Here is a 12710-nt window from a genome sequence, read left to right as displayed (position 1 = left end):
CCCGGCGGCATAGTATTTTTAAGGAACATGACGAGTGAGGAGGAAGGGTGACACGTAAGCGATTATTGCTGGTTCAGACCGGGACGCCCCCGGCAGCCATCCGCGAGGAGCATGGCGATCTGCCGCGCTGGTTCCGCACGCTGCTGGCGCCATGGCAGGCGCAGCTCACCGCGGTACGGGTGTTTGAGGACGAGCCGCTACCGGCGCCGGATCGCCAGACGGTGGCGGTGCTGACCGGCTCCTGGGCGATGGTTTCCGACCGCCTGGCGTGGAGCGAACGGACCGCCGACTGGATCCGTCAGGCGGTGGCTATCGGCATGCCGATGTTCGGCGTTTGCTATGGCCATCAGCTGATGGCTCATGCCCTGGGTGGCGAGGTGGCGTATCATCCAGCCGGACGGGAAAGCGGCAGCCAAACCGTTTCGCTATCGCCGTGGGGTGTCGACGACCCGCTGCTCCGGGACCTGCCGGCCGCCTTTCCCGCGCATCTGAGCCATATGCAAACCATTACCCGCCTGCCGGAGGGGGCCACGGTGCTGGCCGCGTCCGCTCACGACCCCCACCAGATCGTGCGCTACGGGCCGCATGCGGTCTCCACGCAGTTTCACCCGGAGTTCACCGCGCCGATTGCCCGCGCGCTGATCCGCTACCGGGAGGCGGTGCTGCAGGCAGAGGGCATCGACCCGCAGCGGTTATACAATGAGGTGCAGGAGAGCCCGCAGGCCGCGGCAATCCTCACGCGCTTCGTCAGCGCCTTTCTGCCCCCTGATGCACCCGGCCATTAATCCCCTGCAGTGAACAGCACCCGCCAGCGGCGACGCCGGCGGGACATCTCGTGGGCCAGGTCAACGACCGCTTCGACGCGCAGCGCGTCAGCCGCCTGCGCCGTCAGCTCCGGTAAAGCATACTTCTGACGCAGGGCGGCCAGCGCCTGCGCCTCGGGCGGCGTCCGGGCGCGGACCTGTGCGGCCAGGCGCTGCTGTAGCGGCCTGAAGGCCGCCTCATCCAGCGGCGGCAGCTGGCGCAGAAAGGTTTTGCAACAGCGCAGCAGTTCCACGGCGCGGCGGTCCGGGGACTGGAGCGCCATCAGCAGCCCGTCGCGATCGGCGACGCGCTGATAGCGGCAGCTCACCACATAGCCAATCTGCTGCTCTACCCGCAGGCGCTGGAAGAAGAGCGGTTCGCAGCGCTGCGCCAGCACCCGCAGAGCCGCCAGCGAGGCGCCATCCGGCAGCGGAATAAAGACCAGCAGCGCCGTATCGCCCCCGGGGAAAGCCAGCCGTTCGACGCCGCGCCGGCAGGGGCCGGGGAGGCTGCCCGGCGGGTTGACCGGGACGGTAAGCAGGCTCAGCTGGCGCGCGACCCACCGCGCATCCTCCGCGCTGCCGCCGGCCAGGGCCGCCAGCCAACCAGCCTGATGCTCTGATGTGGCTAACCGTTCGGGGAGCTGGGCCATGAGATGACGGATAGCAATACTCTCCGGCGGCGGGGTCAGCGGGTCGGCCGGGAGCGCGAGCTGCCGCACGATGGCCTGCAGAATAGCCTCCGGCCGACGGCCGGCAGCTGGCAACTGCAGGAACAGCTGCCAGCTGCCGTCGACGCGATGCCACTCGCCGTGGCCCCCGGCGTGGCGCAGCGCGGCGAGCAGCGGGCGCAGCTGTTCCCCGCGCGCCAACCCCTCGGCCTGAGTGGGCGAGCAGGAGAAGGGCGGTCGGAGCAGGAGCCTCGGCGGCTCTCCCGGTGACGGGAGGTGGAGCAGCGGCGCGGCTTGCGCCGGACTTTCGGCCACGAGGCCGCCAGCGGCTTGCGGATAAAAAGCGAATTTCAGCGCCGGGGCAGTGACCGGGCGGCGGCGCCAGCGGCTGAGCGGCAGGCTAAAGCCCTGGGTGGCAACAGGCTCCCCTGGGGAAAGGGTCTGGCAGGCCAGGCTGACCGTAGGGGCGGCCTGCAGGGCGGCGCAAAAATCGGCGAACCCGACGGGCGGCGCGCCGGGGGCAAAGCCGAATGCCCGCTGGCGCAGCTGATCGAGGGGCGACAGCGCCTGAAAACGGCGCCGGGAGAGCTGATAGTAGTGTTGCTGCTGGTCTGGCGTCGTCCGCTGTAGCGCCTGCAGCCAGTGGGTTATCTGCCGGTCGACCTGTTCCGGCTGGTCGCTGGCGAAGACCAGCGCCAGCCAGCCGAGGTGCCGATCCTGATACAGCCAGTTCAGCGCTACCTCGTGCGCCTGACCACGCTGGCGCAGCCCGGCCATCAGGCTGCCGGGGGCTTCATCGAGCAAAAACTCGCGCAGTAAGGTGACGTTGTCACTTAAGGCGATCAGCGGACAGCGCCACAGGGCGGGCTGGGCGTCGACCGCCAGCTGCAGTTCAGTGGTCTCGTCCAGGCGCAGCGGCGGCGCCAGCGGCGGAGCCTCGCCTGCGGCAAGCCCGGCGGCGAAACGGACCGCCAGCTCGCCGAGCGCCTCCAGCGACTGCGGCCCCTGCAGCCAGAGCTGCATCCGCCGGGCGACGTAATGGGTGTGGTGAAAATCGCGTAAGGCCGTCTGCAGCGCAGGGAGATCGCCCGCCAGCGCGTCGGCGCTGCCTACCTGAAAGCGGCGAAACGCCGCGGGCGCGCTGGCGGCGTGACGCACGGCGGCTTCCCGGCGCGACGGCTCATGCTGCTGGATAAGGCGGTACTCGGCGTCAATCACCGCCACTTCGCGCTGAATATCTTCCCTGAGCAGCCGCGGCGCCTGCAGCATCTCCTGTAGACGCGCGACACCGTCAGCCAGACCATCGGCGGCGACCTCGAAAAAGAACGCGCTATGGCGGGCCAGGGTGGTGGCATTCACGCTTCCGCCCTGGCGCTGCACCCAGCCCATCAGCCGGTCATCATCCCGGTAGCGCTCACCGCCGTAAAACAACAGGTGTTCCAGCAGGTGCGCCAGCCCGGGGAAGCGCGAGGGTTCGTGGTGGCTGCCGACGGCGACCCGCGCCAGGGCCGCCGCCCGTTCGGCCTGCGGCTGATGGACCAGGGTGGCCTGCAGGCCGCCCGGCAGCGTGACGGTGCGGGTCGCCAGCGTCATTACAGGTCCCGGGTTTTGTAGATCAGCTGCGAGCTGGCCCGGTTGCGGAACTGCAGCTGGCTGACTTTTATCTCGCTGCAGGCCGCTTCGCGCCGGGCGTCAAGGATTTTGTGATGATGCGGGGATTTGCTGCACACCGGGTCGGCGTTATCGGCGCTGCCGGTCAGCATAAAGGCCTGGCAGCGGCAGCCGCCGAAGTCTTTCTCTTTTTCATCACAGGAGCGGCACGGTTCCGGCATCCAGTCATACCCGCGGTAACGATTGAAGCCGAACGAGTCATACCAGATCGACTCCAGACTCTGCTCCAGCACTGACGGAAACGCCACCGGCAGCTGGCGCGCGCTGTGGCAAGGCAGGGCGGTGCCTTCCGGGGTGACGCTGAGGAAAATCGATCCCCAGCCGCCCATGCAGCCTTTCGGTCGCTCTTCGTAATAGTCCGGGGTGACAAACAGCAGGTTGGTGAGGTTGCCGCTGGCGGCCATTTTCTGCCGGTAGTCGGCGACCACCTGCTCGGCGCGGGCGATCTGCTCCCGGGTCGGCAGCAGCCCCTCGCGATTGAGGAACGCCCAACCGTAGAACTGGCAGGTGGCCAGCTCAACGTCATCCGCTTCCAGCTCAATGCACAGCGCGATAATTTTATCCAGCTGATCGATGTTGTGCCGGTGCAGAACGAAGTTGAGCACCATCGGATAGTCGCGCGCTTTCACCGCTCTGGCCATCGCCAGCTTCTGCTGGAAGGCTTTTTTGTTGCCGGCCAGCGCGGCGTTGAGCACTTCATCGCTGGCCTGGAAGCTAATCTGGATATGGTCCAGACCGGCCTCGCTGAAGGCGTCGAGTTTGCTCTCCGTCAGCCCTATCCCGGAGGTGATCAGGTTGGTATAAAACCCGAGGTCGCGCGCGGCGCGGATCAGCTCCGGCAGATCTTTACGGGTCAGCGGCTCGCCGCCGGAAAAGCCCAGCTGTACGCTGCCCATCGCCCGCGCCTGGCGAAAGACCTCGATCCATTGTTCGGTGGTCAGCTCTTTTTCCTGTTGGGCGAAGTCCAGCGGATTCGAACAGTAGGGGCACTGCAGCGGGCAGCGATAGGTTAGCTCCGCCAGCAGCCACAGCGGCGGATTGACGGCGGGTTTACGCTGGCTCACGGCAGGTGATCCACTTCTGTTGACAGGCTATCTGCAGGAACTCGATGACGTCGTCATCAACCCCCCCGGCTTCCGGGAAGCGGTCGTTGAGCATGGCGATAATCGCCGCGACGTCGCGCCGGCCATCCACCAGCTCGAGGATCGCCGCGGCGGTCTCATTGAGTTTGGCCATTCCCTCCGGATAGAGGATCACATGGCTCTCCTGGGCGGCTTCCCACTGCAGGCGGTAGCCGCGACGAAAGGCGACGATGGAGGTTTTTTGCATGGTTACACCAGTCGGGTCGTGTGCCAGGCCGCCTTGTCGGTGACCGTATGATAGGGCGGGCGCTGCAGGGCATAGGCCATGGTCATGGCGTCGAGCATCGACCATAAAATGTCGAGCTTAAACTGCAGGATCTCCAGCATCCGGTTCTGTTTTTCAGCGCTGTCGCAGTAGGCCTTCGCCAGCGCCAGGCCATGCTCAACGTCGCGGTTAGCCTGGCTCAGACGGCTGCGGAAGTAAAAATAGCCTTCCTCTTTGATCCACGGATAGTGCTGCGGCCAGCTGTCGAGGCGCGACTGATGGATCTGCGGGGCGAACAGCTCGGTCAGGGAGCTGCAGGCCGCCTCCTGCCAGCAGGCGCGACGGGCGAAGTTAAGATAGGCATCCACCGCGAAGCGCACGCCGGGCAGCACGTGGCGCTCGCTGAGCAGATCGTCGCGGCTCAGACCGACCGCTTCCCCCAGCCGCAGCCAGGCTTCAATCCCGCCGTCCTCGCCGTGGCTGCCATCGTGGTCGAGGATCCGCTGCACCCATTTGCGCCGGGTCTGCGCGTCCGGGCAGTTGGCCATGATCGCCGCGTCTTTCAGCGGGATAGTGGTCTGGTAATAAAACCGGTTCGCCACCCAGCCCTGAATTTGCTCGCGGGTCGCGTCGCCGTTATGCATGGCGATGTGGTAAGGGTGGTGAATATGGTAGAAGGCGCCTTTGGCCCGCAGGGCCGCTTCAAAGGCCTGCGGCGACAGCGTGTCGGTGATCAGCATGCGATATCCTGAAGGGTGATAGCCATCCCGTCCCAGCTCACTTCAATCCCCTGCTGCGTCAGCGCCTGACGCTGGGGAGAGCGCTCGTTAAGGATCGGGTTGGTGTTATTGATATGAATAAGAATTTTGCGTTTTGCCGGCAGGGAGGCCAGCAGGGCCATCATCCCGTGCTCATCGCCGAGCGCCAGGTGGCCCATATCGCGGCCGGTATTGCGCCCGACGCCAGCGGCCTGCAGTTCGTCATCCTGCCAGACGGTGCCATCGATCAGCAGACAGTCCGCTTTTTGCAGCCAGGGCAGAATGGTCTCATCCGGCTCACCGAGCCCCGGAGCATAGAACAGCGTCTGCCCGTTGCGGCGGTTTTCGATAAACAGCGCCACGTTATGGCCCGGCAGCGGCCGGTCGCGATACGGCGAATAGGGCGGCGCATTGCTGGCGATAGGCACCGCGGTAAACCGCAAATCAGGACAGGCGTCAACGGTAAAAGGCTGCTGCGGCGCGATGGGGTGATGCACCAGGCCGCCGTTCCAGTGGCGCAGCATGGTAAACACCGGGAAGCCGGTGGAGAGATCCTCATGGACCTCCGGGGTGCACCACACCTGGTGCGGGCAGCCTTCGCGCAGGCTGAGTAACCCGGTAGTGTGGTCGATCTGGCTGTCGGTGAGAATAATGCCGCCGATATGCGTTCCGCGCAGCACGCCGGTTTTATTTAACTCGGGCGTGTGGGCAATCTGCTGGCTGATATCCGGCGAGGCGTTGCACAGCACCCACTCTTGACCGTTATCGCTGACGATGATCGACGACTGGGTGCGGGCGCTGGCCTGGATCGTGCCGTCGCGCAGACCCTGACAGTTGGCGCAGTTGCAGTTCCATTGCGGGAAACCGCCGCCGGCGGCGGAACCGAGGACTTTAATGAACATGAAGACGGACCGGGTAATGAAAAAAGAGGCCCGCGCGAACGGCGGGCGGGGCGATTAGCGGTTAGAAATGTACAGCGTCACTTCCAGACCGAGACGTAAATCGATAAAAGCAGGTTTCTTCCACATGTTTTGTTCCTCTTAAAAATGACGACAGGCCTCACGGATAATGCAGGATCTGTGACGGCCGCCGCATATTGCGCTTCACCGGGAGAGAGATCAACCCGGAATCTGTAAGGAATTAACTTTATGTTTACAATATAACCTATTGTTGCCAAACATTTTTTAATACCCGCAGCCAGTTACGCCACAGCAGCTTATCCAGCACCAATTGATCATAGCCGCTGTCACGCAAGGCATTGATAAGCCGCGGTAAGCCGGCCACATCCCACAGCGCGTCCGGCAGGGTGACGCCGTCAAAATCCGAGCCAAGGGCCACATGATCCTCACCCATTATGTTAATAAGATAGTCGATATGCCGGATGATGGTGGCGAAGGGCGTGTCGCTATCGCGCCGTCCGTCGGCGCGCAGGAAGGCGTTGCCGAAATTAACGCCCACTACGCCGCCGCTGTCGCGGATCGCCCGCAGTTGCCGATCGGTCAGGTTGCGCGGCTGCGGGCACAGGGCGTGGGCATTGGAGTGGGTGGCCACCAGCGGGGCGGTGGAGTGACGGGCGGTATCCCAAAAGGCCTGTTCATTCATGTGCGAAACATCGATCTGCATCTTCAGGGCGTTGGCCTGAGCAATGAGCGCAATGCCCTCGCCGGTAAGACCCGGCCCGCTGTCCGGACTGCCGGGAAAGGCGCCGGTGACCCCGCAGCCGAAGCGATTGGCGATGTTCCAGAACGGACCAATGCTGCGCACCCCGGCGCGATAAAAGTCCTGCAGATCTTCGCCCTGGGCGTCGAACCCGCCGGCGCCTTCGATGTGCGCCACCATCGCCAGCGCATTATCCTGACGGCAGCGTTCGATATCCTCCGCGCTCAGGCACAGCCGCGCGCGGCTGGCGTCATGGGCGCAAATCGCCTTGAGGATAGCCAGCTGCTGCCAGAGGATCGTTAATGGGTCCCACGCCTGACTGGCGTACTGGGGCGCCACGCGGGCGATATACTCCTGCGGCGGTACAAAGAGGGCGAACAGGCCGCCGGCCAGACCGCCCTGGCGAATACGCGGATAATCGAGGTGGCCGTTCTCTATCCCGGCAAAGAAAGCGTTCACCGGATCCTCGCGATGGTGAAGCCAGAGATTCAGCAGCAGGTCATTGTGACCATCAAAAATCGCCACAGCGGGCTCCTGGGTTATCAGGTGGTAAAAATGGCTGTCACGGTAGCGGATTTATGCCCGGGGGCAAGCAGAAATTCACAAGCCAGCAACAATTGCCAACATTGATTATGTATCACACTGTATCCCGCGGCGGATCGCTGACATGAAGAGATAAAAACGGCCCCGGTCGGGCACACGGCGGATACAAATTTCCGCTTAACTGGTTACGTACTCTCTTGATGACGATGAAAGGTGACATAGCGATGAACAGATTATCCCTGATCCGGTATACCAGCGCCGCGGCGCTGGGGTTATCCACCCTGTGGTCCGCCGCCGTTTGCGCCGCTGAAGACGCGGGGGCGTTCGACAAGATCCACCAGATCCACGCCGGCGATCTGAATATTGGCTACGTGGATATCGGCCCGCGCGACGGCCAGCCGGTGATTCTGCTGCACGGCTGGCCCTACGATATTCAGAGCTATGCCCAGGTGGCGCCAGCTTTAGCGCAGAAGGGCTACCGGGTGATTGTGCCGTATCTGCGCGGCTACGGCACCACCCGTTTCCTCTCCGCCAGCACGCCGCGTAACGGTCAGCCGTCGGCGATGGCGGCCGATATTGTCCATCTGATGGATGCCCTGAACATCAGGCAGGCGGATCTGGCCGGCTTTGACTGGGGGGCGCGCACGGCGGATATCGTCGCCGCGCTGTGGCCGCAGCGGGTAAAATCCCTGGTCTCGGTGAGCGGGTATCTGATCAGCAGTCAGCAGATTGGCGAAAAACCGCTGCCGCCGCAGGCGGAGCTGTCGTGGTGGTATCAGTTCTATTTTGCCACTCCGCGCGGGGAAGCCGGTTACCGGCAGAACACCCATGACTTTGCGAAATTTATCTGGCATCAGGCGTCGCCGCAGTGGCAATTCAGCGACGCAACCTTTGCCAAAACCGCCCGGGCGCTGGATAACCCGGACCACGTGGCGATCACCATCAGCAACTACCGCTGGCGCCTGGGGCTGGAGAAGGGAGAAGCGAAGTATGCCAGCTATGAACAACGGCTGGCGGCGCTGCCGCCGATTACGGTGCCCACCATCACTCTGGAAGGGGCGAATAACGGCGCGCCGCATTCGGCTCCCGCCAGCTACCGGGCCAAATTTACCGGTAAATATGAGCACCGGGATCTGCAGGGGCCGGTGGGCCATAACCCGCCGCAGGAGGACCCGACGGCGTTTGTGCAGGCGGTGGTGGACGCCGATCGTTTGTAACCCGCGCCTTGCCGGCGGCGCGACGTTGCGCTTCCGGCAACACGGCTTATGCTTGTGAAGAGTCTATTTTGCCGCAGGAGCAGCCTTTGGAGCGTATTGACCACATCCTGGTCGTCGATGACGACCGCGACATCCGGGAACTGATTGTCGACTATCTGGAAAAATCGGGATACCGCGCCAGCGGCGCGGCGAACGGCAAAGCCATGTGGTCGGTGCTCAAAAACCATCAAATCGACCTGATTGTGCTGGATATCATGATGCCGGGCGAGGATGGCTTAACGCTCTGTCGCCAGCTGCGCGCAAACCCGCAACAGGATATCCCGGTGCTGATGCTCACCGCCCGCACCGACGACAGCGACCGGATCCTCGGCCTTGAGATGGGGGCTGACGACTATCTGGTGAAGCCCTTTGTGGCCCGCGAACTGCTGGCGCGCATCAAAGCCATTTTACGCCGCACCCGGGCGCTGCCGCCCAACCTGCAGATCACTGAGGCGGGCAGGCTGATCGCGTTTGGCGACTGGCTGCTCGATACCGCCGCCCGCCATCTGCTGGACGACAGCGGGGCGATTGTCGCCCTCAGCGGGGCGGAGTATCGACTGCTGCGGGTGTTTCTCGACCATCCCCAGCGGGTGCTGAACCGCGATCAGCTGCTCAATCTGACCCAGGGACGCGACGCCGAACTGTTTGAACGGTCAATCGACCTGCTGGTGAGCCGGCTGCGTCAGCGCCTGCGGGAGGATGCCCGGGAGCCGGCCTACATTAAGACGGTGCGTAGTGAAGGCTATGTGCTGTCGGTCCCGGTCTCCATCCGCGAGAGGCATGAATGAGGTTCTGGCCCGCCTCGCTGCAGTCGAGGCTGATGGCGCTGCTGTTTCTGGCGCTGCTGCTGGCGAATACCTTAACCCTGTCGCTGCTGTTTTATGAGCGTATGAGCAGCGCCCGCAGCGTGATGCTGGGCAATCTGGCCTCTGATGTCGCCACCAGCGTGGCGATCCTCGACCGTCTGCCGCCCGCTGAACGCCCGCAGTGGCTGCCGAAGCTGGCGCGCGGCAACTACCGCTATCAGCTGGACGCCGGCGAGCGCGGCGACTACCCGGACAGCTGGCGCGCCCGGGACGCGGCGCGCTCCCTGCAGGAGGCGTTGAGCGCCCAGTATCCGGTGAGTATTGTGGCGATCCCCGGTCCGCGGCAGCATATCCAGGCCCATATTACCCTCCACGATGGCGCCCCCTTAACCCTCGACCTGTGGCCGAAACTACCGCCCATCGCCCGCTGGCTGCCGGTGGTGCTGATCGCTCAGTTTGTCCTCCTGCTGGCCTGCGCCTGGTACGCGGTTCGCCAGGTACTGCAGCCCATCACTCGCTTTACCCATGCGGTGAATGCGCTTGAGCCGGCCAGCGACACGGCGGGAACCATGGCCGAGCAGGGGCCGGAGGAGGTGCGCCGTGCCGCCCGCGCGTTTAACGCGATGCAGACCCGCATCCACGATCATCTGCAGGAGCGGGCGCGGATCCTCGCCGCCATCTCCCACGATCTGCAAACCCCGATTACCCGGATGAAGCTGCGGGTGGAGATGGCCGACCAGCCTGAACTGCGCGACAAACTGCTGCAGGATCTCGACAATATGACCCGCCTGGTGCGCGAAGGTATCGCCTTCGCTCGCACTTCGCAGCCGCTGGAGGAGGCGCGCCAGCGGCTGAACCTTGACGCCTTTCTCGACAGCATCGCCTGCGATTATGCCGATGTCGGCCGGCCGGTGCGGTTTTGCCCCGAGGCGCGCGCCGGAGTGGTGTGGATCCCACCGCAGGCCCTGCGCCGGGTGATGACCAACCTTATCGATAACGGGCTGAAATTCGGCGCCACGGTAACGGTCGCCCTGAACCGCGACGCCGCCGGGGATATCATCATTCATGTGCTGGATGAGGGGCCGGGGATCCCTGAGGCGTCGCTGCAGGCGGTGCTACAGCCCTTTTTTCGCCTGGAGGACTCGCGCAATCGCGATACCGGCGGCACCGGCCTGGGGCTGGCGATCGCCGCGCAGCTGGTCAGCCAGATGAACGGCACGCTGCGCCTGGCCAATCGCCCGCAGGGCGGTCTGGATGCCAGCGTGCGTCTCGCCGCGCAGGGATTGTATCCTGCTGTATCACCGGCGCAGCTAGAAAACTAAGCCGACAATTCTCCCGCTTTCCCGACACATCCGCCCTACATCCCCTTGCTGTAATGTCGTGGCTGCCACCTTCGGCAGCGATGGCATAATGAGGAGAAGGCGATGTCGATATTCATTGCATTTTTGGGCGGGATGTTAACCCTGCTAAGCCCCTGCACGCTGCCGGTGATCCCGCTGCTGTTCGCCAGCGTCCGGGGCCGCCGGGGGCAACTGGCGATCATGCTGGCGGGCATGGCGCTGATGTTCGGCGCTGTGTCGTGGCTGGTGACGGTCGCCAGCGGTTGGGTCGTGAATCTGACGCTGGCTGGGCGCGGCCTGGCGCTGGCGTTCTTCGCCCTTGTCGGGCTGAGCCTGCTTTCGCCGCGCGTCGCGCAGCGGCTGACGTCACCCCTGGTGGCGCTGGGGAATCAGCTTAACGACGCCAGCTCACGCCAGCGCGGCTGGATCGGTTCGCTGCTGGCCGGGCTGGCGGTGGGTCTGCTGTGGGCGCCGTGCGCCGGGCCGGTACTGGGGGCGATACTGAGCCTGGGCTTTGTGCATCCGGGCCAGGCGACCACCGGCGGGTTGCTGTTAGCCTACGGCGGCGGCGGGGCGCTGATGTTATTCCTGCTCGGGTGGTGCGGCGCGGCGTTGATTGCCCGTCTGCGTCGCGGGCTGGCGTTCGGCGAACGGCTGCGCCGGCTGGCGGGGGTAGCGATGCTGGCCTCGGTGGCGCTGATCGCCAGCGGCGGCGACCGCTATTTGCAAAGCGCGGGAGGATGGAGTCAGGCGCTGGAGCAGCGGCTGGCCGCCCGTCTGCCGCAGCCAACGCAGAAAACGGTTCTGCAACCGATCGCGACGCCCGAGCCCAGCAGCGCGATGCCTTCGCTGGCGGGGGGCAGCGCATGGCTCAATAGCCCGGCGTTAACCCCGGAGCGTCTGAAAGGCAAAGTGGTGCTGGTGGACTTCTGGACCCGGGAGTGCATCAACTGTCAGCATACCCTGCCTTACGTGCGCGACTGGGCGAACAAATACCGCGCGGCCGGGCTGGTGGTGATTGGCGTTCATACCCCGGAATATCCCTGGGAGCGTTCGCTACCGCTGCTGCGCGAGGCGGTGAAGGCGTGGCGGATAACCTACCCGGTGGTGGCGGATAATGAGTACGCCATCTGGAACGCCTTCGGCAATCAGTACTGGCCGGCGCATTACATTTTCGACGCACGTGGGCAACTGCGCTATACCGCCTTCGGCGAAGGGGATTATGCCCGCCAGGAGCAGGTGATCCAGCAGCTGCTGCAGGAGAGCAAAGCCTGACCCGCGGACGCCGGTAACTGCCGGACGGTTCCCTTTATCCCTTATGCCCATTGCCGGGCGGCGCTGCGCTTGCCCGGCCTACAGGAGCGCGCAGGGAGAATGTAGGCCCGGTAAGGCGCAGCCGCCACCGGGCGTTGAAACGGGAAGGGTGCTGGATGCCTGTTGCCGGGCGGCGCTACGCTTGCCCGGCCTACAGGAGTGCGCAGGGAGAATGTAGGCCCGGTAAGGCGCAGCCGCCACCGGGCATTGAAACGGGAAGGGTGCTGGATGCCTGTTGCCGGGCGGCGCTGCGCTTGCCAGGCCTACAGGAGTGCGCAGGGAGAATGTAGGCCCGGTAAGGCGCAGCCGCCACCGGGCATTGAAACGGGAAGGGTGCTGGATGCCTGTTGCCGGGCGGCGCTGCGCTTGCCAGGCCTACAGGAGTGCGCAGGGAGAATGTAGGCCCGGTAAGGCGCAGCCGCCACCGGGCATCGAAGCTGGAACGGTGCTGGATGCTCATTGCCGGGCGGCGCTACGCTTGCCCGGCCTACAGGAGTGCGCAGGGAGAATGTAGGCCCGGTAAGGCGCAGCCGCCACCGGGC

At 64.6% G+C, this 12710-nt stretch carries 12 protein-coding genes; 5 read left to right on the top strand and 7 right to left on the bottom strand.

All coding sequences use genetic code 11. The features are described from left to right. The first annotated feature begins 47 nt into the window (after nt 1-47). Nucleotides 48-785, top strand: a complete 738-nt coding sequence (locus tag ABLV04_RS15540; RefSeq protein ID WP_180265901.1) for a glutamine amidotransferase — start codon at nt 48-50, stop codon at nt 783-785. Here ABLV04_RS15540 and pqqF read toward each other — a convergent pair. The 7 genes from pqqF to ABLV04_RS15505 form a co-directional block, all read right to left on the bottom strand. Next, a complete protein-coding gene (gene pqqF, locus ABLV04_RS15535; protein ID WP_348815872.1) occupies nt 782-3067 on the bottom strand; it encodes a pyrroloquinoline quinone biosynthesis protein PqqF in 2286 nt (761 codons plus the stop codon). The genes ABLV04_RS15540 and pqqF overlap by 4 nt on opposite strands. Next, nucleotides 3067-4209 carry a pyrroloquinoline quinone biosynthesis protein PqqE gene (gene pqqE / locus ABLV04_RS15530; RefSeq protein WP_032452962.1) on the bottom strand — a complete coding sequence of 381 codons (1143 nt, stop codon included), beginning with the start codon at nt 4207-4209 and terminating at the stop codon, nt 3067-3069. The genes pqqF and pqqE overlap by 1 nt, the downstream gene beginning before the upstream one ends. Continuing rightward, complete coding sequence (gene pqqD / locus ABLV04_RS15525) at nt 4196-4474, bottom strand: pyrroloquinoline quinone biosynthesis peptide chaperone PqqD (RefSeq protein WP_044523416.1); 279 nt, start codon at nt 4472-4474, stop codon at nt 4196-4198. Before pqqD ends, pqqE begins: the two co-directional genes overlap by 14 nt. A gap of 2 nt (nt 4475-4476) precedes the next feature. Further along, nucleotides 4477-5232 carry a pyrroloquinoline-quinone synthase PqqC gene (gene pqqC / locus ABLV04_RS15520; RefSeq protein ID WP_023289796.1) on the bottom strand — a complete coding sequence of 252 codons (756 nt, stop codon included), beginning with the start codon at nt 5230-5232 and terminating at the stop codon, nt 4477-4479. After that, the gene (gene pqqB / locus ABLV04_RS15515; RefSeq protein WP_048297569.1) at nt 5226-6152 is read right to left on the bottom strand and encodes a pyrroloquinoline quinone biosynthesis protein PqqB; all 927 of its coding nucleotides are present in this window, start codon (nt 6150-6152) and stop codon (nt 5226-5228) included. Before pqqB ends, pqqC begins: the two co-directional genes overlap by 7 nt. Before the next feature lie 54 nt (nt 6153-6206). After that, nucleotides 6207-6278: a pyrroloquinoline quinone precursor peptide PqqA gene (gene pqqA / locus ABLV04_RS15510; protein WP_002905689.1), complete on the bottom strand. Its 72-nt coding sequence runs from the start codon at nt 6276-6278 to the stop codon at nt 6207-6209. Nucleotides 6279-6414: 136 nt separating this feature from the next. Continuing rightward, on the bottom strand, nt 6415-7434 hold the full coding sequence (locus ABLV04_RS15505) for a dipeptidase (protein ID WP_348815870.1): 1020 nt from the start codon (nt 7432-7434) through the stop codon (nt 6415-6417). A gap of 242 nt (nt 7435-7676) precedes the next feature. Between ABLV04_RS15505 and ABLV04_RS15500 the strand changes: the two genes are divergently transcribed. The 4 genes from ABLV04_RS15500 to ABLV04_RS15485 all read left to right on the top strand — a co-directional run bounded on the left by ABLV04_RS15500 (nt 7677) and on the right by ABLV04_RS15485 (nt 12129). Further along, nucleotides 7677-8669 (top strand): alpha/beta hydrolase, encoded by a 993-nt coding sequence (locus tag ABLV04_RS15500; protein ID WP_348815868.1) that lies wholly within the window; start codon nt 7677-7679, stop codon nt 8667-8669. Nucleotides 8670-8755: 86 nt separating this feature from the next. Then, on the top strand, nt 8756-9496 hold the full coding sequence (locus tag ABLV04_RS15495; protein ID WP_017900551.1) for a response regulator: 741 nt from the start codon (nt 8756-8758) through the stop codon (nt 9494-9496). Next, nucleotides 9493-10836 (top strand): ATP-binding protein, encoded by a 1344-nt coding sequence (locus tag ABLV04_RS15490; protein ID WP_180265904.1) that lies wholly within the window; start codon nt 9493-9495, stop codon nt 10834-10836. Before ABLV04_RS15495 ends, ABLV04_RS15490 begins: the two co-directional genes overlap by 4 nt. A gap of 102 nt (nt 10837-10938) precedes the next feature. Further along, a complete protein-coding gene (locus tag ABLV04_RS15485; protein ID WP_101989560.1) occupies nt 10939-12129 on the top strand; it encodes a cytochrome c biogenesis protein CcdA in 1191 nt (396 codons plus the stop codon). Nucleotides 12130-12710: the final 581 nt, after the last annotated feature.

It is taken from the genome of Klebsiella sp. JN_Kp127 (assembly GCF_040062505.1).
In the GTDB taxonomy this organism is placed as follows: Bacteria; Pseudomonadota; Gammaproteobacteria; order Enterobacterales; family Enterobacteriaceae; genus Klebsiella; species Klebsiella quasipneumoniae.
Note: the sequence above shows the minus strand (reverse complement) of the source record. Positions and strands in the feature narration are given on the sequence as shown.